We start from the raw sequence: 25605 nt of genomic DNA, 5'->3' as shown, positions 1-25605 counted from the left end.
TTAATCGTTAATAATTTCTGCAACAAAACGGCAGGTACGATCTCCTGTGCACCAGCAATCAATTTCTTTAACATTAAATCGATGTCCTGTAAAAGCTTCTAATAAACCCGCAATAAATCCCTCATCATATCTGCAAAATTCATAGTCTAGCTCTGGCAAACCAGAACAATCCAGATCCTCAAATATGCTAATGACGAATTTTCCTTTCTCTAAATCGACTTCCTCCATCCTTAGTATTCCAATCCCCTTCTCAACTAAAGTGGCTTGTAATATCTTTATAAAATCATTAAAACTAGAGGCCTCTTTTATTAAATTCTTATAAAACTGTACTCCAGCCAATTGTCCTGACTCAAAAAAAAGCTGATCTGCTCTTTTGGTACCAAAGTTTTTTTCTAAAATATCTCGGAAACAATATTGCATCAACCGATACGCTTCTATGTGCACCATAGGACCAAGATTGGGTCGTCCCTCAACAACATCTCCCAAAAGATCCCATTTAAATTCATATTTACGTGTCATCTTTAAACAGTCCTTCCAATTATCATCTATACAAAAATAGCAATTATTTCAAGGATTATACACAATCTTACTTTTATTGATAAAGTTTCGTCATTTTAAAGTATTTACCTTCTTGCAACATAAAAAAATCGCTACGTCATCGAAAGTCCGATGCGTAACAATTTTTTCGAATACATCGCCATCCTTAACTAGTACTTCTTAAATGTAGAGTTTCCTTTGTCAAAACAAGCAGATTTTTCCCTTGCCATCTCGTTTTGCTTGATACATCGCCTCATCGGCGTGCTGCAATAAGGTTGCAGGATCACCAGCATCCTGGGGATATAAGGTAACGCCGATGCTAATGGATGCCATCACATGTTTATCACCTAAGACAATCGGTTCAGCAGCAGCTTTCAAGATACGTTCCAATACTACTTTATACTGATTTGTTTCTTCTAGATTCTGTAAAAGGAGCACAAATTCATCGCCACCGATCCGTGCTAATGTATCCTGCTCTCGCAGGCAGGATCTAAAACGCTTCGTTACCTCGATTAGCAAACAATCACCACTCTCATGGCCTAAGGTATCATTGATCAATTTAAAATTATCCAGGTCTAAGTAACAGACAGCCACAATTTTCTTATCTCGCTTACTCTGGGCGATAGCCTGGTTAAGACGGTCATATAATAAACGTCGATTGGGAAGACCTGTTAACGTATCAAAAAAGGCAAGACATTCTAGCTCTGCCTTGTGTCGTTTCAAGTCAATGATCAACTTGGCCACCCATGCCACTAATATACTAAAGATCAGCCCCTGCATCATCTTTAGATACAGTCCATAGGGATCACCCCAGCCATTGGTGGGAGCTACACTAAGTATCCACATTATGTTAGACACCTTCACAATTCTTTCTACAGGTTCCCCTGCTAAAGCATCTGCAGATCCAGCAATAACCTCTTTTTGCCCTGTATCTGGATGGACACGCCACAATTCATAGGCAAATCCCTGCATTTCCAGTTGAGAAAGGTGTGCAGATTCAAGGATCTCAGGAAAACGAAGTACCACGTTAACAAATCCCCAAAAATAAGAATTGCCTATTTCATCCTTAAGAAACACTGGCAAACGCCCTACCCCGCCAAAGGAGCCTTGAAGCATTTTGAAAGGCCCCGCGAAGGTTAACTGTCCGCTATCACGAGCCAAAATTGCTTCGACAGACCGCGTTTCGTCGTTTATCAGATCGTGGCCTATGGCTTTTTCATTGCCAGAAAGAGGTTCGATTTGCTGCACAACTCCCCCAGGAGCCAACTGCAGTGAGTCTACCCCAGGATACAACAACAGCATTTGGCTTGCTACATCATGAAAATGGGGAATCGTGCCCTTTCCCTGACGAACCAACGCTGCTAATGCATAGGTAGTAGCAAAACTGCTCTCGTTGGCGTGTCTAATTGCATCTGCATAGCCACTTGCTATCTCATAGGCACGCACTCTGGCAATTTTAAGACGATCTTGCTCCAGCTGCCAAATGATCCAGGTCGCAAAAGCAGCGGCCAGGAAAAAGACTATGACCGCAATGACCAGGGGACTGGACAATATATAATTTCTACGTAAAGGAGTTGTAGTATCATAATAAAATTCTTTCATTTTCTCCTCCTTCACCTACTTTGCAAATATTCATTTATTCCGTCTCTAAAAAATACTATTTCCTCTTGTCTAAAGTCCATACTTAAATATAGTCTTCTCTCTATAACAATATAACACTATATAATTATTATCCATTATCCACGCGGATAATAATTATTTAACAAAAAGCGTTTTAACTATCCCCTTTAGACATTCCTCGACACAAAACATCTTTTGCAAAGACCAGTTTCCTATAAAACGAAAAAGGAACCACAAAGACGCAGAGAACACAGAGAAGGATGGAGAAGATAAAAATGCTCTCTCATTGTTCTCTGCGTACTCTGTGTTCTCTGCGGTTCAGCGTTCCCCCTAAAACTTATAAATCCTAGTACTCCCAAAACATTCTTTGTATCTCCACGGGATCATTGGTGGTAAGCAAAGCCAGCATAAGAAGTATTCTGGCTTTTTGCGGACTTAAGGTATCAGATACGACAAAATGGTATTCATCATCATGTACCGCTCCATTTCGAGTCACAATGCCGCTGCTTACACGGGTACTCCTAACAATAACAACACCTTGTTTTTCAATATTGATGAGTCCTTCTCTTATGCTGTGGGACATATTCCCATTGCCTAATCCGGCATAAACAATCCCTTTTGCTCCAGCTTTTACTGCGGCTTCTGCTATGATCGGACTGCTATCAACATAACCGTAAATAATTTCAACTTTAGGCAGATCAGTAATTCCTCTACAATCAAATTCTGAGCATATTGTATGCCTCCGTGCTGGAAGCCGATAAAAATAAGGAATTCCACCCTGTATATAACCTAGATATCCCAAATCCGGAGCTTGAAAACTATCCTGCAGCATCGTATTTGTTTTGGTAACTTCACGGCTGCAATTCACCGTATCATTTAGAGCAACCAGCACGCCTTTGCCAACGGATTTATCATTGGCTGCAAGAGTAACTGCATTATAAAGATTCATTGGACCATCAGCACTCATGGCAGTAACAGGCCGCATAGCACCAACCAGCACTACTGGTTTTTGGCTTTGTACTACCAAATTTAAAAAATAAGCTGTTTCCTCCAGCGTATCAGTGCCATGAGTAATAACGATTCCATCCACTTCATTGGAAGCTAAAAGTTCATTAACGCGTGCTGCTAATTGCAGCCATATATCATAAGTCATATCGCAGCTATCAATTTGCGATAGCTGCTCTCCAGTAACATGAGCAATCCTATGTATTTCTGGAATTTCTTGAATCAGACTATTTATAGATAGGATTGCCGAAGTATAATGCAATGTTTCCGCTGCAGAGGAAGCCTTACCAGCGATGGTACCTCCTGTACCGATAATTACAATATTTTTTTTCATGGTTCTTCTCCCTTGCAAATATTTTTACAATTAAAATCAATGATTCCTAGTCTATTTTAGGAGATGGATGTTAGACCTTGGAATTGATCAGCTGCTTACTGACTTAGTTAAGGGAGTATCGCTGGATCTCGCTTTAGCACTCATGGCTACTTTATAGAGTAAGGTACAAAGCAGCAGATAGACAAAAACGCCCAGGTAGGTAGCCGCAGGTGTTTCTACCCACACTTCCAGAAAATAATCAAATCCCATTATACGCAATACGGCACTGATAAGACTGCCGATAGCACCACCTGCTATGAAACCGGAGGCAATCGTTTCCCCTTTGTTTAGACGCAAGGCATTTAGAAGCTCATCTTTGCTGCTATGAGAAACAAAGTGGGAAATCAGACCGCCAACTAAAAGTGGTAAATTAATTTCCATCGGCAGATAAGCGCCAAGAGCAAAAGCCAATGGCGGAACTTTAACCATCCAGAGAATGACAGCAAAGAAGCCACCTGCCAAATAGAGCGGCCAGTGAGCCGAGCCACCTTCCATTAAGGGCTTGACAATAACCGCCATAGCGTTTGCTTGAGGTGCTGGTAAAGCACCTTGCCCGACAAAGCCATAGGCCTGGTTGAGCAGTATAAGAACTCCTATAGATAATACAGCTGCCAGCGTAGCAGAAACCAATTGCCACTGCTGCATTTTACGCGGGGTTGCTCCCAGTAGGTGAGCCACCTTAAGCTCTGACATGAAGTTCCCCGCTACACCCAAAGCAGTGCAAAGGAAAGCCGACATCATCAAAATTGCTGTAATACCCACATCGCCATGCATTCCTGTACTACCCAAAATTAGCGCAGAGACGATAATCATGAAAATAGTCATACCAGAAACCGGCTCAGTACCAGTAAAAGCGATCGAACTTATGCCAACCACAGAGAATAAGAAGGAGAAAACTACAACAATCACTAGTGCTAGCACTGTTTGTAGGATACTTTGGGAGAAAAAGGTATGGAAAAACACTGTGAATAGCAGAATGACAAGAACGATGCCGCTCACAATAAGGGGCATGGGAATATCTTTTTGAGTGCGCTGTAAGGCTTGTTGTGTTTCGCTATTTCTTTTAAGCAAACCGCTCACAACGGTTTTTGCCACATTGCCTACAACATTAGACATAGATAAAAGTCCGATAATGCCCGCCATGGCCAGCATGCCAATGCCAATGTGGCGTACATACTCACGAAATACCGCACTGATGGGAGCATTAGCCAGCAAGATGTCTTGGCCTTTGACTAGCATGTGATGGTCGCCTGCCAAGAAATAAATGACTGGAATACAGACAAACCAAGAAAAGAATGAACCTGCAGTGATGATTGCGGCATATCTTAGCCCAGTGAAAAAGCCAATCCCCAGCAGTGCCGATTCGTTGTCTAAACTGAAAGTCAGTTTGGCTTTATCTGCTAACTGCTGCCCCCAGCTAAAAGCGGTGCTAGAAATCACTTCCTGCCACCATCCAAGGCTGCTGAGGATAAAATCATAAATGAGAGCAATTGCGCCACTGAATAACATGAGTTTAGCTTTACTGCCTTCTCCAGAGGTTAAAACTTCTGCCGCTGCCCGTCCAGCTGGGAAGGGATAGGCATGATGCATGTCTTCACAAAAATAGCGGCGGAATATAGCAGCAATCAAAACGCCAAGTAGACCACCAAGGATAATTGGTACAGCCATTTGAAAGTAGCTGAGACTGTTATTTCCTAGGATGTAAAAGGCCGGTAGAATAAACATGGCACCGCCCAAACCATTCGTACCAGCGCTAGCGATGGCTTGAATATGGACGTTTTCCGGGAAGGCATTTTTACGTTTAAGCATGACCGCCATGCCCATGGCCATTACTGACACAGGAGCAAAGGCATCTACCGTTTGCCCGATCTTCAGGCACAGATAACCAACTGCTAGGGCAAAAATAGCGGCATAGAATAACCCCCAAAAGACAACATATGAATTTATTTCCTGATACTCTTTATCAGGGGACATAGGTGTTCCCATTGGAGTAACGTTGCTTTTTTGTTCAGACATAATGCGCCTCCTTGATAAATTTGCAGTTACTTTTCTAAGTACTTCATTCTTAAGTCAGCTTTACATGTACTACTTTCTCTCCTCCTTATCATAGCAATAAGACTACACCTTAAACTCCTATTTTCTATAAATACAAATTAGCGCGGTTAACTTGGGAAATTGCTGGGATATAACTGGAGCGAACGCCCAGCCTTCTTTATGAATGCCTTATGTCCACGCTTAACGCTTACTCTAACTGCAAAGATTGTGCCAAAAAAAGTCTTCGTGCTACATTTACAATTAATATGTGTAAAAGTTGTTATCCAGAAGCCTTACATTCTAATATTTCTAGAAAATATAAAAAAATATCAGCTGACTGCCAAAGGCATTTTCATCTGATAAAATATTTTCTTGCGATAGTAAAGGCATCTAGGACTTAAAGAACGGGATAAACAGGAATTTATACAACCTATTTATTAACCTAATTAGACTTTGCATTCTTCATGACTTGGACATTTTTAGATTCCTGCCTTACAGAAGTTGGTACTTATGATAAAATAAAGAAGACTTGATTCAGATGGAGTTTTAACTCCATCTGAATCTTAGTCGCACTTATCCAGGGACTTAGCCTCTCTTAGCTCCCGCTTAAGAAGATGGGAGCCTTAGAGCGGTTTAGTCATCAGATAAAGCTAGAGATAGGCAGACTGCCTTCACTATTAGCAGCTTTTTTATAAAGTAAAAAAATTAGTTGATACATTTGAAAGAGGATTATTGAAATGAAAACGATTGGCATTCTTACTTTGGCTCCCTCTAATCTTAGTGAGTTTATCCAAATTAACTTGGAAAAAGTATTTTCAGGTCATATAACAATTCATACTTACTATTTATCTTATCTAAAGCCTGGAGATATCATCACCGATGATTTAGTCGTTGTCACCGCACAGAGCCATGCAATGGAGGCCCAACATTATATTTCTGATACTAGTCGCATCATCATCCTGCGCCGCACCCTTCCTAATAAAGAAATTTATAAAATAACCGCTATTCCAAAAGGTACAAATGTACTGGTTGTTAATGATTCACCAGAAACCACCAGCGAAGCAATCGCTTTTTTGTGTCAACTCGGCATTACTCATCTAAATCTTATCTCCTACGATCCGAAACAGGAGTATCCTGCTATCAACATTGCAATCACCCTAGGAGAAGCCAGCACTGTTCCACCCCACATCAAAAAAGTGATCGACGTAGGCCATCGCTATATCGATATCTCTACATTTCTATCCATATTAAATTATTTCAATTTGGATACGCAAGAAACCAGCAAGCGCCTTATCAAATACTCCGATACCATTGTCACAGTGGATATCGGCATTAAGAGCCATTATAAAGAACTTTTCATGAAAAATACGCAGCTTGATACGGTTGTCAATCTTTCTCATGATGCAATCCTGCTTACCGACAAAGATAATTTTATTTTACTGTACAATAAGAAATTCAGCCAACTATTTGATATCACCGATAATATAATCGGGAAATTTTTTTCTCATGTTCTACCTGATATTTCTCTCCAAAATTCAGATCAGAGTATCATTGATGAATTAATCCAATTCAAAGACCGCTCCTTATTAGTCAGCAGCAGCAAGATTGAATATTTCGGTGAACCCGCTGGGACTTATTACAATTTTCAGGAAGTAACCTATATACGCCACTTAGAAAAGAGCTTATCAAAGAAGTTACGGGACAATGGTCTGGTGACCCGTTATACCTTTGCAAATATCCAAACAAAATCTTCTAAGATGAAAGACTGCATCAATTTTGCTAAGCAGCTCTCTCCTACAAATCACACTGTACTGATTACAGGAGAAAGCGGGACAGGCAAAGAATTGATCGCACATTCCATTCATGCAGCTTCTCCTCGCTCCATGTATCCTTTCATTGCTATTAACTGCGCTTCTTTTCCTGAGAATTTATTAGAAAGTGAACTTTTCGGCTACGAAGCTGGTTCCTTCACAGGTGCCATTAAAGAAGGAAAACCTGGTTTGTTTGAACAAGCCAATAACGGCACTATTTTCTTAGACGAGGTTGGAGACATGCCCCTATCTGTTCAGGTACGCTTACTCAGAGTACTTCAGGAGCGGCAAATTATGCGTGTTGGCTCTCCCAAAGTCATTGATGTAGATCTGCGAGTGATTGCAGCAACCAATAAAGACTTGCAGGCAGAAATACAAAAAGGACTCTTTCGCCAAGATTTATTTTACCGTCTGAATGTCCTTCCTATCATAATTCCCCCATTACGGGAACGACCAGAAGATATTATTCCGTTACTGCATTTTTTTATGAAAAAGTATCACAATCAAAAAATCACTCTTACACAAGAAGCAGAAACAAGTCTATTAAAATACAAGTGGTTAGGCAATGTCAGAGAATTGATTAATACAGCCACCTATATTTCCTGTATGGCAACACAAATGGTGGATATCAGTAATCTACCTGCTTATATTTTAAGCACCCTTACCGATTTTAGTCCAGAATTTTCCTATCTATCTGCCCATTGTGATAAAGAAAAAGTCTATCTGGTACTTTCCATCCTCTCTGGCTGCCCTTCAGGGGCAGGGAGGAAATGGATTGAAGCAAAATGTGCTGATTCTGTAATGAATATTAAAGAAAGTGAAATTAGACGATTCTTATCGATATTCGGTGAGATGGATCTAGTGGATTCACAAGTTGGCAGACGGGGCAGCTGCCTGACTGCAAAAGGTCAGCAATTCGTTACTTGGCTGAAAGGAAACTCCATCTTATCATAACCTTTTCCTGCCCATCAAAGCCAAGGTCTTGCAATGATTTCACTTTTGCGCATCAATTATTTTCATAAACTCTGCCATGAAGCTTCCCAGTCCAAACATATTAAACAATACAAACCTTCGCAGCATTTCAATTGTGATAGCAAAAATTACGCTGGCTCCTACAGCCATCCCCAACCCTCGTGCAATCCCTGCCAAAAAATTATTTATAATGATTTTCTTGGGCTTTTCTAACATTTCTAAATACTCAGCAATGCGCATGGCTTCTAAATGATGTACCAATTTTTGTAATGTAATAGCACAAGATTCTGCCCGATTCACAAGATCTATCTTTTCAATCTCTGGACTTACTAAAGGCACATTCCCTTTCTTCAATTCCATTTCTTTCCCCCTCTTGCCATCCATCGTATCTATTTATATTACATTTATTATAGATTCAATCCTAGAAAATTCATACTGATTTCTCTTTGCTTCTCGTACTTTAATATTTAGGTACTCATTCTATCAACCGCCACTTTACTTATTGCACCAAATATGTCACAATAAAGTATAGGTTCTTACCACTTTATAAATTCATCTGATTAGCGGCTATCACATTAACGATAGTCGCTGTATGTTTATGCGATGACTAAACCGCTCTAAGACTCCCACCTTGTACAAGTGCGAGTTAAGAGCGTCTTAGCCCCCATAAGTGTGACTAAGACTGGTGGTGGAGTTAGCATTTCCTCTGAATCAAGTCTTTTTTATGCAAAGTTATCAATTAATTCTGCGAATTTTATTATAAAGGAGCTGGTAACTATTTCAAAAGAAATTTTTATTACTAATTTGGACAAGAAGAAATTGCAAAGGCTAATTGTATTGGAAGAGGAATTTCAGCCAGGTAATAAAGATTACCTGGACGATCTAACCTATGAACTGGAACGAGCGGTTGTCACGCAGCCGGAAGAGATTCCTGCTGATGTCATCACAATGCATTCTCAGGTAGTATTAAAAGATTTGGATAATGATGAAGAATTGATCTATACTTTGGTGTACCCGGATGAAGCCAATATAGCTGAAGATAAAATTTCAGTACTGGCACCTATCGGGACAGCGATCTTAGGATACCGAGTCGGGGATACACTGGATTGGAAAATTCCCAACGGCACCTTAAGGCTGAAAGTGGATAAAATCCTTTTCCAACCTGAGTCTAGCGGTAATTTTGAACTATAATAGATATAAGAGACTTATTTGTTATAGGAATAGAAAAATCCCTGCCAAATTCTAAAATGAATGTGGCAGGGATTTTTCTATTCCTCTATTTACAGCTTTCCACTGTGTCATTGGTGGTGTTCTGGGTCATCCCATGATTTTTCCTGATTTTCTCCATAATAGGAGCCACCTTTTCCATGCTTTCATTTAAGGCAGCAGCCTCATTGCTAGAAATAGTACCATCTTTCACAGCTTGCTGTATCATCTGCTGATGGTTGCCATTTACCGGCCCACACTGCTCCTCAGCCTGATCAGTGGTGGCTGCGAAAACTGGCACCGCAATCAATGCTGCTAATGCTGTTATGATTAACATTTTCTTTTTCATTGTCAACCCTCCTGTTGATTTAGTGTACTCTCGGAAAACAAGTATATCCTTTGCTGTCCTTCTAAATGAAACCTTCCGAGAGACTAATTTTATTTATATCTTACATCCTTATTATAAACAAAGATTGTGGATTTCTTATGAAGATCCTATGTTTTTTTAGAAATAACACAAATTCTTATAGCACTCGTTCTCCTCTCCAGCCAACCTTTTTTAGTGTTGCATGGTTTGCAAGTGGGACATAGTTGTCTTCATAACATCTTGCATCGTCTTCACTTTACTTTCCATAGCACTCGGGTCCATTTTTCCGGAGTTAACAGTATTTTTAATGTCACCTGCCGCTTTGCGCAAACTGTCTTTTAAATTGGCTTCCATCATATGGGGTACAATTTTTTCCACAGTACTCACGAGTTGTGCTGCACTCTTTTGCGCATCCATCGTCTGTCCAGCTTTGGCTTGTTTGACCACATCTTGTAAGGATTTATCCAAATCCTTCATCATCGGCACAGGGTCTTCCTTTGGCATCGCTGCGCTGTGCCCTTCATGTCCAATTGCTTGCTCTTGACTGGCAGTTGTCGGCTGAACAGTTGTTTTTTCACTCGATCCACACCCCGCCACTAAAAAAACAACTGCAATAATGGCTAGCATGCTAAAGAGTACTTTACTTTTTTTCATAATCTAAAACCTCCAATGATTGTCATTGCTTTATATTCTAATTTTTGCTGTAGTGAGATCATTTTACCACCACAGCTTCTTGCCATTAATGGCCTTTACTCAGTAGTATGGGATTTGCTAGATATAGCTGGATTCCTGCGCTCTTGCCACTGGTTCCACACCAGATAGATGCAAGGCAGTACGATCAATGTCAAAATGGTGGAAGTAACCAATCCTCCCACAACAACTGTAGCCATTGGTCGCTGTACCTCGGCACCAGTCCCTGTGGCAAAGAGTAATGGAAATAACCCTAAACTCGCAACTAATGCGGTAATCATAACCGGACGCAAGCGGGTAAATGCACCCTCGGTGATAGCTTCTTCCAAGGTTCGGTGATCCCGCAGATGCTTAATATAGGTAACCATGATGACCCCATTTTGCACAGCGATTCCAAAGAGAGCGATAAAACCGACAGCTGCAGCTACCGTCATGTAGGTGCCAGTAACATACATAGCTACAATACCACCCACTAAAGAGAAGGGAATGTTCATCAAAATGAGGAAAGCATCGCTGGCGGACTTAAAGGTCATATAGAGCAAGAAGAATGTGAGCACGATGACCGCTGGTACTACTAAAGAGAGTCGATCTTTCGCCCGCTGCTGATTTTCATACTGACCAGTCCACTTTAAGGAATAACCGGCAGGCAAGTCGACTTTTTCCTTAATGACTTGGTTGGCCTCATTCACAAAACTTACGACATCCCGTCCCCGGGTGTTCATCTGAACAATCATTCGATAGACCCCGTTTTCACTGCTGATCATCGATGGACCGTCCACAACCTGGAACTGAGCTACTTCACCCAGCTGTACATAAGCACCGCTACTAGCCGGTGCCGCTGCAGCAGTTGCGCCGCCACCCATACCTGCGCCCATTCCGCCACCGCTACTTTTCGCCGCGGCGCCGCCACCTGTTACCGGAATGAGGATGTTTTCCATAGCGTCAATGGTTTCTCGGTTTTCCCGATTGTAACGCACTAAGACATTAAAGCGTTTGCGTCCTTCAATGGTAGTGGTGGCATTTTTACCGCCTACCGCTAATTCAACGGCATCTTCTACATCGGCAATGTTAAGACCATACCGAGCTGCTTTTTCCCGGTTGACCTGAATCTCTAGATAGGATGCGCCAAAGACCCGTTCAGCCAAGAGATCGCTAACTCCTGGCACGGTCGCAAGTGCCTTTTCTATCTCAAAGGCCTTTTGCTGAAGCACCTGCAGGTCTTCTCCATAAAGTTTAATACCTAGTTCCGTACGAACTCCCGTTGTCAGCATGGATAACCGTCCGGCAATCGGCTGGGTAAAGGCTAAGTTAAGCCCAGGCATATTGGCAAGCTTAACCATCATTTCTTGTTCAATTTTTTGTTTTGTCATGCCGTCCCGCCATTGTTCTTTCGGTTTTAACGTGACAATCGTTTCAATCATACTAATCGGTGCCGGGTCCATAGCAGACTCAGCACGACCTACCTTCCCTACGGACATGTCGATTTCCGGAATATCCATAATGACTTTATCCATGGTTTTAGCTGCTTCCAGAGCCTCAGTTAAAGACACGCTAGGCAGCATGGTCGGCATGACTAGGAACGTTCCTTCATCCAATTCCGGCATAAAGGTAGTGCCAATGAGAGGCAGCAAAGAAAATCCGGCAATCATTACGACGACTGCGATACTAATCGTGATTTTACTGTGTTTTAATACTGATTTCAAAGTCGGTACATACCACCGATGTAGTTTAGCAACAACCCAGGTATCCCTTTCCTGAATTTTTCCTTTGAGCAGCAAGGTGCACAACACAGGTACCAAGGTGAAAGCTAGCAGCAGTGACCCGCTCATGGCAAAGGATTTCGCCCAGGCCATCGGGGTATACATCTTGCCCTCCGTCCCAGTCATCGTAAATACGGGCAGGAAGGTAACAATGATAATCGTAATCGAAAAGAAAATAGGTGCGGCTACTTCCTTTGCCGCTTCCAGGGTCACATCCACAATGCTGCGTCGACCGCCGTCCTCTGCCAAATGGCGATAAATATTTTCCACCATAACAATAGCCGCGTCGGTCATGACTCCAATACCAATGGCAATGCCGCCAAGTGACATTAGGTTAGCCGACAGATGAATCTGCTTCATGGCAATCAGTGCAATTAAAATACCTATTGGAATGGCACTTGTTACAATCAGGCTAGACCGAACATTCCCTAAAAAGAGAATGACAATGATTGAGACTAAAATAAATTCTTCAATTAATGCCCGGGTCAGCGTATTGACTGCTTTTTTTACCAGATCCGTCTGGTCATAAAAAGGCACAATCCGCATGCCTTCCGGTAAGGTTGGCTGGATTTCAGCAATCTTGGCTTTCACCTGGTCAATCACGTCGAGGGTGTTTTCGCCCATACGCTGAATGACGATACCCCCAGCCGCTTCATAACCAGATTTGGTTAGCACGCCCCGGCGAAAATCCGGCCCAGCAGTTACGTTGGCTACATCCTTGATGTAAATAGGTACATTGTTATTTTGAGAGATCACAATATTTTTAATATCATCAGGAGACTGGATTAATCCTAATCCTCGGATAATAAATTCTTGACCGTTTTGCTCGACAACTTTCGCACCAATATTAGCGTTGTTGGCACCAAGGGCACCAAATACCTGATTGAAGGTAATCCGATAGTTTTGCAGAAGATGAGGATCCAGGTTGATCTGGTACTGCATCACATAGCCGCCAATGCTGGCGACTTCTGCAACTCCAGGCACCGCACTGAGCTGCTGCTTGATGGTAAAATCCTCAATCGTACGCAGATCAGCCAGATTATGACGATCGCTTTCTATTGTATACATAAATACCTGCCCCATCGGCGTGCTGACTGGTCCCAAGGCAGGCTGCACACCCCGTGGCAATTGAGGAATGGCTTGCTGCACTTTTTCATTTACCACTTGGCGGGCAAAGTAAGGCTCTACACCGTCTTCAAAGATGACAGTTATGAGTGACATCCCGAATGAGGAAGCTGAGCGTACTTCTTTCACCTTAGGCAGCCCCCGCAAGGCAGTCTCCAATGGATACGTGACCTGATCCTGGATTTCCTGAGGCCCACGCCCCATCCAGTCCGCCGAGACAAGCACCTGGTTTTCACTAAGATCAGGAAAAGCATCGATAGGGGTCTCCCGTACGACGAAGATTCCCCAGATAATAACCAATGCAGATAACACTAGGATAATCACGCGGTTTTTCAAGGAAAATTCGATTAATTGATTCAGCATGTTGCTCCTCCTTACTGACCGCCATGGCCGCTGTGTTCGCTCCCGGCAACAGGTGCCGGAGCAGCTGGGCCGCTATTTGTACCGTTCACGGGTGCTGGTGCACTCGTCTCTTTAGCGGCCCCGCCACCGTGACCGGCATGAGAGCCAAAGCTGCCTAATTTGGTTTGGGAATCAATGAGGAAGGTGGCGGCTGTCACTACTGTTTCACCTGCCTGCAGCCCAGAAAAGATCTGAACATAGCCATCGGCGTATTGCCCCGTGACTACATCCCGTTTGATAAATGTATCTTCACTTTGAGCGACAAAGACAATTTTACGGCTACCAGAATCTAAGATGCTGGATTCCGGTATCACCACACTGTCCCCTAAAGGCAGTTGAACATTGGCATTAACAAACATATTTGGCTTCAGTAGGCCCCCAGGATTATCCATTTCCACCCGAACTTTCACTGTTCGGGTGGCATCATCCAGCACCGGGTTAATAAAGGTTACTTGTCCGCTAAAAGTTTCTCCCGGATAGGCACCGCTGTTCACCCCAACTCTTTGACCTAGTTTAATGCCTGCTATATCCTTTTCATAAATATCAATATACAGCCAAAGAGTAGATAAATCCGATAGACTGTACAGTTTATCCCCTGGCATAATGAATGCTCCTGGCAGCACTTGTTTCTCCAAAACCGTACCGCCAAACTGGGCATAGATGATCATATGATCCTTGGGTGTTCGGGTATGTTCCAGATGAGCAATCTCACTGTCTGGTACATTTAACAGCTGCAATTTGCGCTTTGCCGCCTCCCGCAGGCGATTATTGATCTGAACTACATCTTTGCCAGCGTTTTGCAGCTTCTGAACATTTTCCAGTGTTAATAAATATTCTTCCTGGGTCGCAATATAGGTAGGGCTGTATACAGCGGCGATGGCCTGCCCCGGGGCAATATATTCACCATCAGCAGTCACATATAGTTCATCAACCCGCCCTTCCACCCGGGAGGTAAGGTACGTACGTCCACTTTCATTCATAGCAAGTTTACCCGTGGTCTTAATTTCCTTCATAATATCTTTTACGACTGCTAGCGCCGTTTGCACTCCGGACAATTGCCTAGCTTTGGCATCCAGAGTAACAGTGTCACCCATAGCCATAACCGGAGTCGTTGTTTGATGACCGGTATGATCCACAGTCGGCTTTGCGTGCTGCGCAGCATAATAGTAACCGCCACCGCCAAATACTAGAATACCCGCTGTCACACCTATGATCATCTTTTTCTTAGCCTGTAGTTTTTCAATCATGCTATCCTCTCCTTTTGCTTGCACATTATGGCTGGGTTCCACTCGTAAATAAAGGTTTTCCTACCGCTTTTTCCAGATCCGCCACTGCTTTCTCATAATTCACGCGGGCTTTATAGTAATCCAATCGCACATTACGGAGAGCATTTAGACTATCCAGGACAGCCATGAAATCCACTTTGCCATTTGTATAGCTCACAACTCCGGCTTGATAGGTTTGCTCCGCTTGGGGAATCACGGTATTCTTATACAGGTCAATTTGGCGCCAGGCAGACTGCGCTTCGGTCAGTGCCATCTGCAAATCCAGCTCCGTCATACTCTGCATAGTAGCCAATGAAGCCTGAGCTGCCTCCAAACTAGCTGCAGCAGATTTAATTTCTGCTTTATTTTTTCCCTGCCAAATAGGCAGCATGACCATAACTTCCATTTTCCAGGTATCAGGTGTCGTATCCATCATCGTTTGTTTTCTATCTTTATAGCCAATGCTGAATTGATAATCTGGTAACTGCTGTTTTTTTGCCAATTCCACACCATTCTTTGCCATTTCCACTTGCTGTTCCATGCCAACAACAGCTGGTTTTCCAGCTTGGGCTTCTGTCTGCAAACTGGTCAAGTCAAAGTCAGGAGGTGGGGCACTGAACTCTTCTTTCACTGTGAAGGCGGTATCGGCTTTACGGCCGATAACAGTATTGACTTTCGCTTTTGCTACTGCCGCCATGGATGCCATGCTCAAAAGATCAGTAGTCATTTTAGAAAATTCAGTCTGAGCTCGCAAGGTATCTTGCAGAGGTACCATTCCAGTAGAATAGTTAACCTGAGCAATCTGCACCAGCTGGCCCATGAGTTGCTGATTTTCCTTGCCGATTTCTAGAGCTTTATCAGCATAGAGTAGATCATAATAGGCAGTTTTCGCCGCAGCATAGGCTTCCATCTGCTTATCTTGGTAATTCGCTTTAGTCATTGCAGCATCACTGCCAGCCATTTTACCCATGGCTTTCAATTTAGACGGATTCATAATGTCCTGGGTAAAAGTGTATTCCGTCATCATTGCATCAAAAGGATTTAAGGTACTCTTGGGTATATCATCTTTCATAATCCCAAACTGAGGATTCGCCCAGGCTTTTGCCAGGGGAATGCGAGCCTCTTTTTCTTCCCAGCGCTTTTGACTCTCAATGACCGCTGGATTATTCTTGACGGCAGTATCCACTATCTCTTTTAAAGACAGAGTCTCTTGGGCTTGTTCCGCCATAACTGGTATTATAATTCCCAATACGAGCACAGCAGTCAATGATAATACTTTGCATCGAAACCATTTTCCTACGTTCATATATCCCCCTTCGTCCCCTTATTGAAGACAATCATAACAAACTGACCTTAGATATTTTGGTTTATCCTTATTCTTCTTTAGCAACTAGCCCCTCAGCTCGATTTGTAAGATAGCACCATAAAGACCCCATCACTGCCAATTCGATCATAAGTAAGTCCCACATTGTATTTCACCTCGATTGCATCTTTATATTGATGTCTATCATATCCAACTAATGTGAAGATTTTATGAAGAAAGTTTGAAGAACTCATATTATTTGTATTTCATAACGAATCAGTACTCTTTTCTTATTTGTTGATATAAAAGCAGCCCTTTTAATAAAAGGGCTGCTTTGCTATTACATATGGTGACCTGAATGTTCATTACTGTTGTCTTTCGGAGCATCATCCTGCGGTGCTGGCTGCTCTTGATTTGTTGGTTCGGCAGCAAATGCTTTGGGCGCTTCTTTTAATCTCTACTTATGCTAAAAACGGCATCTTTCGGCCAGCTAGTGAAAAAGCTGTCGTCAAACTAAAAGACCAGGATTTCTCCTGGTCTTTTCCACATTACTTGGTGTTATTGTTATTGCAAAATCCCATCGTACCACCGTTTTGCATCATGCCGTTCATCATACCGCCATTTTGCATCATTTTTTGCATGACAGGAGCCATTTGCTGCATATGCTCATTCATCTGAGTCGCTTCCTCAGTAGTAATAGTACCATTATCCACGGCTTGTTGCATCATTTGCCGATGATTCTGAGACATCTGATTGAACCAATCATTTTGTGTCTGAGTCTTGTCAGTCGTTGCGGCAAACACCGGCACAGCCATCAAAGCTGCTAACATCGTAAATATTAGAATTTTCTTTTTCATAGGGATTCCCCCTCCTGTTTCTTATTTGTCTTCATTGTATCCCATGATTGTGGAGAAATTATGGAGCCTTTGTGAAAAATTTGTGTGGTTTTTATTCCAGTTCTTTTTTTATGTGCTGATACTCATCGGTAGTAATTTCTCCTTTGGCATACCGCTGTTTCAATATCTCCAAAGCGTCAGTCCGTGGCTCATTTTGGCTGCCACTACGGAACAACGTCTTAAATAGCCAAATCGCCGCCATAATAACAAGAGCGGTAAATGCTAAATGAACGAGTATCCCCAGGCCCATGCCCAGCCAACCGAAGGGACCGCTAAAACCGTACCCCATCATCATAGTTCATGCACCTCCTTTGTGTTAAGCATAGTATAACCTAACATTGTGGAGTTTTTATGGAGAAACTGTGCGTTTTTGATGGAGATCAGCCGGCAGCAGGACGGTGAAAGTACTACCTTTGTCTATTTTACTTTTGACCTTTACCTGTCCACCATGGGCCAAAGCCATTTGCTTGACAAGAGCTAGGCCTAAACCAGTACCGCCGCTTGCTTTAGTCCTAGCCGGGTCGGCGCGGTAAAAATAATCAAAAACATGTTCGACATCTTCTACTGCAATTCCAATTCCCGTATCCGTAACCGCAATTTCAATCATGCCATTTTTTGTGGTTGCCGCTATGGTAATCTGCCCACCGTCAGGTGTATATTTGATAGCATTTAAGACAAGATTATACACCATTTGGTTAACCATATCCCCATCCGCCCAAATAGCTGATACCCTATCATCTGTTTCTATGCGCAGGCTGATGTATTTTTCACTAGCTAGAAGCTTAATTTTCCCTACAATCTGACGTAGCAGTTGGGTTAAGTCTAAAAGAGCAAATTCCGGCTGTAGTTGTCCTGCCTCTAATAAAGAAAGATCTCTGAGTTCTCCGACCAACTTTGTCAGTCGGTCCACTTCCTCAGTCAGCGAACTCATTTGCTCCACGTCCGGAGTAATAACACCATCGGAGATTCCTTCCAGATTAGCCTTCAGTATTGTCAGCGGTGTTCTAAGCTCATGAGCTATCCCAGCCAGAAAGCGTTGACGCAAGACAGTATTTGATTTTAATTTGGCCGTCATGGCGTTAAACGCCATAGCCAATTGCCCCACTTCGTCTTGTCTTCCAACGGTAACGGCTGCATCCAAATTTCCTGCTGCCACTGCATTCACTGCTCGGTTCAAATCAATCACCGGAGTCGCAATATTACGGGCCAAATAATAGCTAACGCCAGCACCAATTAGTAGCATCCCGCCTGCAGCCAATAATAAAGACTGCTTTAACGATATCATAAACTGTTTTTCTGGTAACCCCATCATAGAAGCCATATTGCCATGATTCATCATCATGCCATGCATACCGCTCATATATAAATAGGAATTAAAATTTTCGGATACCTGATAGTTGACGACTAAGATGAGTCCCACCACAACAGTTGCCGTTGTTACAAAGAAAGTGACCATTACCCGTATCAGAAGACTACCCATGCGGATCACCTGCCAATTTATAACCAACACCATAAACGGTTTTGATATAACGAGGCTCGCCAGAGGAATCGCCCAGCTTTTTGCGGAGGTTTTTAATATGAGAATCAACCGTCCGTTCATAGCCCTCATAAGCATAACCTTGTACCTTTTCAATCAACTGCAGCCGAGATAGGACCTGGTTTGGATGGGTCAAAAATAGTTCTAGTAGTTTATGCTCGGTAGGCGTTAGTTCGATAGGGTTACCTTGAACTGTTAATGTGTGGTTATGCTGATGCAATGCTATCTCTCCAACCCGCAATTCATTCCCAACCTTGTCTCGCCGCCCTTCAGGCTTAACCCGCCGCAGGATCGCTCGTATCCGGGCAATCAGTTCCCGGGGACTAAAAGGCTTTGCTACATAGTCGTCAGCCCCGATTTCCAGCCCAATGACCCGATCATTCTCGGCATCCCGCGCCGTGAGCATAATAATCGGCACATCGCTATCCCGCCTAATTTCCTTGCATACTCCCCAGCCATCTAGTTCTGGCAGCATCACATCCAGCAATACCACATCAGGCTCCCATTGCCGTACCTTTTCAACTGCACTCCTGCCATCCATAGCTGTTTCCGTCATATATCCCTCTTTTGTCAGATAGGTTACCAGCACTTTTACAATTTTCTCATCATCATCCACTACTAACACTTTCATTTATCACACCTCCGCACCCATGACAACCAGTATAAAACCAACCACATCCTATAAGATACAACATGCTTATTGTAAAAAACATTATTTGCTCATATTGATGCTATTGTACCGCAGTTTCTATTCTTTCTGCAATATCGGCAGTTAATGGCAGATATAATTGAGTAAAACTAGCCGTCCTTTCAGCCACTAAAGTGAAAAGGGCCACCAAGTAGACAAAAAAGCAAGCAGCCTTTCCTGCAGGAAAAGCTGCTTTGCTATCATATTCCAAATTTTTATGGATGCTTATGTTGCATAGGTGGCGTATTCCCACCAACAGCATTAGGATCCCATCCCATAATCGTCGGATCCACCATCCCGAAAATCATAGCTACGTGAGCAACAACGAGAAATACGGTCAATAAAATGAAATGGAGTTTCATCTTTTCATCATCCGATTTACCCTTGCCAATTACTCCGAGTTCCAATAAAGCAATACTAAACAGCGGAATTACACCACTGAGATAAGAACCTACTGCCAGTATATCAGCAATACCGCGCCATTGAATCGTAGGAATAACAGTGGTTATTAAATTGAGAAAGACTCCCAGGAAGTAAAATCCCAGAAAAATACCAATTGCCTTATTGGCTGTTTTCCATCCACCAGCATTGGACCCACGAAGGAAAACCGTAAAAAATTCAGTTGCAACAAGCGCTTCTGCCAGGGCTACAGGAATAACCATATACAAAATTAAATTCCATGGCTGGTTAACAGCCAGCAATTCCATATAGTGTGTCATAACCATAATCAACACTCTCCTCATATAAACTTATATTGATAGTATACAAAGAAAATGTGAAGATCTTGTGAAGATACTATAAAGAATTTATGAGAATTTCATCCTGCTGAACTTACCAAAGCACATAGTACTCTCTCATGTTCTTTGCATGTCTTCGCATCCTTTAAAACATATAAAACAGAATCGAACCGCAGAGACACAGAGAACACTGATAGGTCCAAATAATTCCCCTGGAAATATTTCTAATAATATCGGCACCAGCCTCCATTCCTTCTACGACTTCTTTAATCGTCATCGCTCCTGGCATTATCGGTATACGATAGCGATTACACAGTTTGACCGTATTAATGTTCAAACAAGGAGAAACAACATATTGAGCATCGCTTAAAATTGCGATTCTAGCGGTCTCAGGATCAAGTACGGTACCCACTCCCAGCAGTATTTCCTCGACGAATATAGTTTTGCCAATTCGCTGATGATCTCGTGAGCACCAGGAACCATAAAGGAAAGCTAATCTTTATTGTATTTCTCTGTAGAAACCAGAACTCCTGTAAACAAAATATTTTGTAAGTTGACACCACCTGCTAACTTTGATACAATAGTCAAAATTTATATAGGAAGGCGGCAGTGTAACAATGGCATTCTATTATAAGGAAGTTTCTCGAACTTTTAGCGAATATCTTCTTGTACCTAATCTTACAAGAAAAGATTGTATCCCCAGCAAAGTGAATTTAAAAACACCTATTGTAAAATTCAAAAGAGATGAGCAGCCACCAATTGAAATCAATATCCCTTTTGTTTCTGCAATCATGCAATCTGTATCCGATGACAATCTAGCCATCGCTCTTTCTAAATGTGGAGGCTTATCCTTTATTTTTGGATCCCAGCCTATTGAAGAGCAGGCAGAGATGGTGAGCAGAGTAAAGAATTTCAAAGCTGGCTTCGTGGTTAGCAATGCGAATCTATCACCAGATCAAACCTTAAAAGATGTTGTAGAATTAAAATCAAAATTAGGACATGCCACCATTGCCATTACAGAGGATGGAACGCTTAACACTAAATTAGTGGGAATCGTTACTAGCAGAGACTATCGAATGAGTCGGGATTCTTTAGACCGGAAAATCAAAGAATTCATGACACCATTTTCAAAACTCATCGTTAGTTCCATTCATACCAGCCTTAAAGAAGCCAATGATATTATCTGGGAGCATAAACTAAATTGTCTGCCCATCATTGACGATCAGCAGCATTTGGTGTATTTTGTCTTCCGAAAAGATTATGAGGATCACAAAGAAAATCCTCTGCAGCTTTTAGACTCTGAAAAAAGATATATGGTGGGCGCAGGTATTAATACAAGAGATTACAAAGATCGAGTACCCGCATTAGTTAAGGCTGGAGTGGATGTATTATGTGTAGATTCTTCCGACGGCTTTAGCGAATGGCAGGCAGAAACTATAAAATATATAAAAGAAGAATATAAGGATACCGTTAAAATCGGCGGCGGAAACGTAGTCGACAAAGAAGGATTCATGTACTTCGTAGAAGCCGGTGCGGATTTTGTAAAGGTTGGAATCGGCGGAGGGTCTATCTGTATTACAAGGGAAACCAAAGGGATTGGCAGAGGACAGGCATCTGCCGTGATTGAAGTTGCACAGGCAAGAGATGATTATTTTAAAGAAACAGGCATCTACATTCCAATCTGTTCCGACGGCGGAGTCGTTCATGACTATCACACGGTATTAGCTTTAGCCATGGGCGCTGACTTTATTATGATGGGAAGATATTTTGCAAGATTCGATGAAAGCCCTGCTCCTAAAACAAAGCTTGGCAATAATTACGTGAAAGAATATTGGGGCGAAGGCTCAAAGCGTGCCCGTAACTGGGAACGGTATGACCTCGGAGAAGGCAGCAACCTTAAATTTGAAGAAGGTGTGGACAGCTATGTACCCTATGCAGGAAAACTAAAGGATAACATTGATGTTACTTTAAGCAAAATAAAATCAACCATGTGCAGCTGCGGTGCCATATCCATTAAAGAACTGCAAAGAGTTGCAAGAATAACTATCGTTTCCTCTACCAGCATTGTAGAAGGCGGAGCCCATGATGTAATACTAAAAGAAAACAACTACTAATATAGAAGTAAAACAGATTGAACCACAAAGACGCAAAGGGCACAAAGGATTTTATACTCTTCGTGCCCCCTTCGTGTGCCGCACAGCGGCATTGCGCCTTTGTGGTTCATTGTTTTTTGTCATTCTGTTCGCAATTTGGACTGATGATACTTCCCCTAGTAATATCAGCAAAATGCTAATAAAGGATTTTTTTAGCGACCAAATAGCAGCAACAGCCCGCCAAATATGGGTACAGCTACCATGGAAATCTTTAAAATAAATGGATCTAAGCGCCTGGTAAATTTTGCTCCAATATAAGCTCCAACGATCAGTCCTATGGTTACTTTAAAAAGCAGCATTACATCTAAGTGACCAGCTGTTAAATAGCCCAAGCCGCCCAATAATGCAATCGGCAGAATGACAAGCATGGTTGTACCTGCCGACTGGTGGATAGACATATGAAAGAAGATCAATAAGCCAATTTGAATAAACGGAGTAGCACCAATTCCAAAGGTTCCCGATAAAACTCCTGTAACAAGACCAAGACCGGAGGCCATTAACCAGAAAGACATTCCAGTGGGACCAGCTTCACTTTCACTTCGAGAAAAAATTCCCCTATTAGCAAAAAAGATTCTTAGCCAAAGCAAAAGAGCTGATAACAGCAGCATGCAGGCCGTCATCCATTTAAGTTCTTTCGCCGGTAATCCAGCTGCAATTTGCGCTCCAATAAAAGCACCTATAGCACCAAAGATACCAATTGCTACGCCATTTTTCACCACCACATTCCCTTCTCGAAAATGGCTGTATGCACCAGATATCATAGTAAAAATCATAGCGCTAAGCGACGTTCCCAAGGCAGTATGTATAGGAATACCGAATACTACGGTTAAAACCGCAATCACCACACCGGCACCCCCGGCACCAATAAAACCAAGTAATAACCCTAATGCAAACATTACAAGAACAATCAGCATAATTTTAGACTCCTTAGATATAGCTAGTACCGCATCTGTATAGTTTTAACGCAGATGAGATATTAGTTGCTTATTATTTCTTTAATTTATCATTAACTAGAAAATTCCTGCACGATTTTCCTAAATGATAATTTGCTGCATTATATAATAACAATATCAAAATAATTAAGCAAAAATTCCCATTCATCAGACAAATATTATATTCTTTAAAAATAATAAAAAGCAGGCTCCAGGTAAACTGATACCTATAGACTAGACACTTGAAAAAAAGTGTCTAGTCTATATTTTTTTTGTATAATTAAATAGTAAGGAAGTGAGATCAATGAGCAAAATAATATTTTCGGAAAAAGATAGTTTGAAATTAAAGAAGAATATATATGTTTTAAAAGTAAGTGAAAAAGCAATTACTTATACTGATGAATTTAAGGAACTTTTTATCAATGAATATTTAACGGGTAAATTTCCTGTGCAAATATTTGAAGAGGCTGGATTTGATATTGATTTAATCGGATATAAAAGAATTGATTGTGCTTCTAGTCGTTGGCGTGCAGCGTATGAAAAGAATGGAGTTTTAGGTTTACAAGATACACGAAAAACTTCAAGCGGTCGCTCGCTTAATAGAGAACTTACATCGAAAGAAATGATTGAGAAACAGGAAGCTAAGATTAAATTACTTGAAGCGCAGGTAGAACTATTAAAAAAATTAGACGTGAGAGAAAGGATGCTGATAATCAAAAAGAAAAAAATAAGATCCGTTGATATTTTTCAACTAATCAATGAGATAGTCCGGAAGTATAACTTGAAAAATCTAACGAGTTATCTATGCGAAATTGCATGTGTTTCACGTTCTGGATACTATCATTATATTAACGCTGAAAGTACTAGAGTTGGGCGTGAAAAATCAGATCTAGAGGTTAGAGAAGTCATTTTAAAAGCATTTAATCGTCGGGGATATAAGAAGGGATCACGCTCTATTAAGATGATTTTAGAGAATGAATTGAGCATAGTATATAGTTTAAAAAGAATACGTAGGATTATGAAAAAGTATAATATCATATGTCCTCACAGACAGGCTAACCCATATAGGCAAATAGCAAAAGCAACGCAAGAACATCGAATTGTGCCAAACTTACTAGAAAGAAACTTCAAGCAGGGGCAACCTGGTAAAGTGTTATTAACGGACATTACTTACTTGCCCCATAATGGTACAGATATGGCTTATTTATCTACTATACTAGATGCTTCAACGGGAGAGATATTGGTACATCATATATCTAAAAGAATAACGCTAGACATAGCTACTGACACAATAGGAAAGCTTACAAAACAACGAAGAGTCAAGTTAACTAAAGATGTGTTTATCCATTCAGATTAAGGTTCTCACTACACTAGTCCCAAATACCAAAAGTTGCTTAAACAAAAAGGAATAGGACAATCCATGTCTAGACGTGGGAATTGTTGGGATAACGCTCCTCAGGAATCCTTCTTTGGACATTTAAAAGATTCTATAATTCTTGCCAGTTGCAAGAGTTATGATGATCTTAGTGCCCAAATAGACAAATATATTACATACTATAATAATTATAGATATCAGTGGGGATTAAAAAAGATGACTCCTGTTCAATACAGGAATCATCTCTTATGTGCTTAGTTCTCTTTTTTCAAATTGTCCTTGACATAGGTATCAGTTTACAGGAGAGCCTACTTTTTATTCATTCTTTTTGTCTTTCACGAAATACTCGATCCATTTCTCGTTTGGCATCTCGCTCAGCCATATCTTGGCGCTTATCAAAGTTTTTCTTCCCTGTAGCCAATCCTAATTGCAATTTTGCTAAACCATGAGCAAAATACATTTTCAAAGGCACCAAGGTATATCCTTTTTCTTTGGTTTTACCAAGCAATTTATCAATTTCGCTGCGGTGCATTAACAACTTCCGAACGCGCAACGGTTCGTGATTAAAGCGATTCCCTGCATCATAGGGACTAATATGGGCATTATGCAACATGAGCTCGGATTTCTCAATCCTAGCATAGGCATCCTTTAAATTGGCCTTGCCCGCCCGCAGAGATTTCACCTCTGTCCCTGTTAGCACAATACCTGTCTCATAACTTTCATGTATATGAAAGTCATGTCTGGCTTTCCTGTTTTCTGTAATTATTTTAATACTGGCTGTTGCATCTTTCAAAAAACTCACCTCGATACCACATTA

The 25605-nt window shown here is 41.7% G+C and carries 22 protein-coding genes and 2 pseudogenes; 4 read left to right on the top strand and 20 right to left on the bottom strand.

Features of this window, described 5'->3' with window-relative positions; all coding sequences use genetic code 11:
- The 4 genes from JBW_RS04545 to JBW_RS04530 form a co-directional block, all read right to left on the bottom strand.
- The gene (locus JBW_RS04545) at positions 1 to 519 is read right to left on the bottom strand and encodes a V4R domain-containing protein (RefSeq protein WP_007955562.1); all 519 of its coding nucleotides are present in this window, start codon (positions 517 to 519) and stop codon (positions 1 to 3) included.
- 219 nt (positions 520 to 738) lie between these two features.
- Positions 739 to 2139 (bottom strand): sensor domain-containing diguanylate cyclase, encoded by a 1401-nt coding sequence (locus JBW_RS25595; RefSeq protein ID WP_007955563.1) that lies wholly within the window; start codon positions 2137 to 2139, stop codon positions 739 to 741.
- A 364-nt stretch (positions 2140 to 2503) separates the two neighbouring features.
- Complete coding sequence (locus JBW_RS04535; RefSeq protein ID WP_007955565.1) at positions 2504 to 3496, bottom strand: asparaginase; 993 nt, start codon at positions 3494 to 3496, stop codon at positions 2504 to 2506.
- Between the two features lie 87 nt (positions 3497 to 3583).
- Complete coding sequence (locus JBW_RS04530) at positions 3584 to 5551, bottom strand: OPT family oligopeptide transporter (protein ID WP_007955567.1); 1968 nt, start codon at positions 5549 to 5551, stop codon at positions 3584 to 3586.
- Between the two features lie 755 nt (positions 5552 to 6306).
- On the opposite strand from JBW_RS04530, the gene JBW_RS04525 reads away from it, so the two are divergent.
- Positions 6307 to 8334 carry a sigma-54 interaction domain-containing protein gene (locus JBW_RS04525; protein WP_007955568.1) on the top strand — a complete coding sequence of 676 codons (2028 nt, stop codon included), beginning with the start codon at positions 6307 to 6309 and terminating at the stop codon, positions 8332 to 8334.
- A 39-nt stretch (positions 8335 to 8373) separates the two neighbouring features.
- Here JBW_RS04525 and JBW_RS04520 read toward each other — a convergent pair whose 3' ends face one another.
- A complete protein-coding gene (locus JBW_RS04520) occupies positions 8374 to 8712 on the bottom strand; it encodes a DUF5665 domain-containing protein (RefSeq protein WP_007955570.1) in 339 nt (112 codons plus the stop codon).
- 312 nt (positions 8713 to 9024) lie between these two features.
- Here JBW_RS04520 and rnk point away from each other — a divergent pair, with 312 nt between their 5' ends.
- On the top strand, positions 9025 to 9543 hold the full coding sequence (gene rnk, locus JBW_RS04515; RefSeq protein WP_235334138.1) for a nucleoside diphosphate kinase regulator: 519 nt from the start codon (positions 9025 to 9027) through the stop codon (positions 9541 to 9543).
- An 85-nt stretch (positions 9544 to 9628) separates the two neighbouring features.
- On the opposite strand, the gene JBW_RS04510 is transcribed toward rnk, so the two are convergent.
- The 13 genes and pseudogenes from JBW_RS04510 to JBW_RS04460 all read right to left on the bottom strand — a co-directional run.
- Positions 9629 to 9907, bottom strand: coding sequence for a hypothetical protein (locus tag JBW_RS04510; RefSeq protein ID WP_007955573.1), 279 nt, complete (start codon positions 9905 to 9907; stop codon positions 9629 to 9631).
- Between the two features lie 210 nt (positions 9908 to 10117).
- The gene (locus tag JBW_RS04505) at positions 10118 to 10579 is read right to left on the bottom strand and encodes a hypothetical protein (protein WP_007955575.1); all 462 of its coding nucleotides are present in this window, start codon (positions 10577 to 10579) and stop codon (positions 10118 to 10120) included.
- Between the two features lie 95 nt (positions 10580 to 10674).
- On the bottom strand, positions 10675 to 13863 hold the full coding sequence (locus tag JBW_RS04500) for an efflux RND transporter permease subunit (protein WP_007955576.1): 3189 nt from the start codon (positions 13861 to 13863) through the stop codon (positions 10675 to 10677).
- 11 nt (positions 13864 to 13874) lie between these two features.
- Entirely contained in the window at positions 13875 to 15149 is a 1275-nt protein-coding gene (locus JBW_RS04495; protein WP_007955578.1) for an efflux RND transporter periplasmic adaptor subunit, read from the bottom strand.
- Positions 15150 to 15174: 25 nt separating this feature from the next.
- Positions 15175 to 16473, bottom strand: coding sequence for a TolC family protein (locus tag JBW_RS04490; RefSeq protein WP_007955580.1), 1299 nt, complete (start codon positions 16471 to 16473; stop codon positions 15175 to 15177).
- Between the two features lie 92 nt (positions 16474 to 16565).
- Complete coding sequence (locus JBW_RS25095; protein ID WP_162484827.1) at positions 16566 to 16724, bottom strand: hypothetical protein; 159 nt, start codon at positions 16722 to 16724, stop codon at positions 16566 to 16568.
- 294 nt (positions 16725 to 17018) lie between these two features.
- A complete protein-coding gene (locus tag JBW_RS04485; RefSeq protein WP_007955584.1) occupies positions 17019 to 17327 on the bottom strand; it encodes a hypothetical protein in 309 nt (102 codons plus the stop codon).
- 91 nt (positions 17328 to 17418) lie between these two features.
- Positions 17419 to 17661: an SHOCT domain-containing protein gene (locus JBW_RS04480; RefSeq protein ID WP_007955586.1), complete on the bottom strand. Its 243-nt coding sequence runs from the start codon at positions 17659 to 17661 to the stop codon at positions 17419 to 17421.
- A gap of 54 nt (positions 17662 to 17715) precedes the next feature.
- Positions 17716 to 18846 (bottom strand): sensor histidine kinase, encoded by a 1131-nt coding sequence (locus JBW_RS04475; protein WP_007955588.1) that lies wholly within the window; start codon positions 18844 to 18846, stop codon positions 17716 to 17718.
- The gene (locus JBW_RS04470) at positions 18839 to 19534 is read right to left on the bottom strand and encodes a response regulator transcription factor (RefSeq protein WP_007955590.1); all 696 of its coding nucleotides are present in this window, start codon (positions 19532 to 19534) and stop codon (positions 18839 to 18841) included. The genes JBW_RS04475 and JBW_RS04470 overlap by 8 nt, the downstream gene beginning before the upstream one ends.
- Positions 19535 to 19634: 100 nt before the next feature.
- Positions 19635 to 19802: a hypothetical protein gene (locus JBW_RS24920; RefSeq protein ID WP_158453445.1), complete on the bottom strand. Its 168-nt coding sequence runs from the start codon at positions 19800 to 19802 to the stop codon at positions 19635 to 19637.
- A gap of 4 nt (positions 19803 to 19806) precedes the next feature.
- Complete coding sequence (locus JBW_RS04465) at positions 19807 to 20316, bottom strand: DUF6803 family protein (protein WP_007940357.1); 510 nt, start codon at positions 20314 to 20316, stop codon at positions 19807 to 19809.
- A 189-nt stretch (positions 20317 to 20505) separates the two neighbouring features.
- A pseudogene (locus tag JBW_RS04460) lies at positions 20506 to 20820 on the bottom strand (bifunctional 2-keto-4-hydroxyglutarate aldolase/2-keto-3-deoxy-6-phosphogluconate aldolase); the annotation flags it as partial.
- Between the two features lie 125 nt (positions 20821 to 20945).
- On the opposite strand from JBW_RS04460, the gene JBW_RS04455 reads away from it, so the two are divergent.
- Entirely contained in the window at positions 20946 to 22442 is a 1497-nt protein-coding gene (locus JBW_RS04455) for an IMP dehydrogenase (RefSeq protein ID WP_007955596.1), read from the top strand.
- Between the two features lie 191 nt (positions 22443 to 22633).
- Here JBW_RS04455 and JBW_RS04450 read toward each other — a convergent pair whose 3' ends face one another.
- On the bottom strand, positions 22634 to 23395 hold the full coding sequence (locus tag JBW_RS04450) for a sulfite exporter TauE/SafE family protein (protein WP_007955597.1): 762 nt from the start codon (positions 23393 to 23395) through the stop codon (positions 22634 to 22636).
- Positions 23396 to 23717: 322 nt separating this feature from the next.
- Here JBW_RS04450 and JBW_RS04445 point away from each other — a divergent pair.
- Positions 23718 to 25046 (top strand): annotated as a pseudogene (locus tag JBW_RS04445) (IS3 family transposase).
- A gap of 61 nt (positions 25047 to 25107) precedes the next feature.
- Here the strand turns inward: JBW_RS04445 and smpB are convergent.
- Positions 25108 to 25581, bottom strand: coding sequence for an SsrA-binding protein SmpB (gene smpB, locus JBW_RS04440; protein ID WP_007954552.1), 474 nt, complete (start codon positions 25579 to 25581; stop codon positions 25108 to 25110).
- Positions 25582 to 25605: the final 24 nt, after the last annotated feature.

The sequence above is a fragment of the Pelosinus fermentans JBW45 genome, from assembly GCF_000271665.2.
GTDB lineage: Bacteria > Bacillota > Negativicutes > DSM-13327 > DSM-13327 > Pelosinus > Pelosinus baikalensis.
Note: the sequence above shows the minus strand (reverse complement) of the source record. Positions and strands in the feature narration are given on the sequence as shown.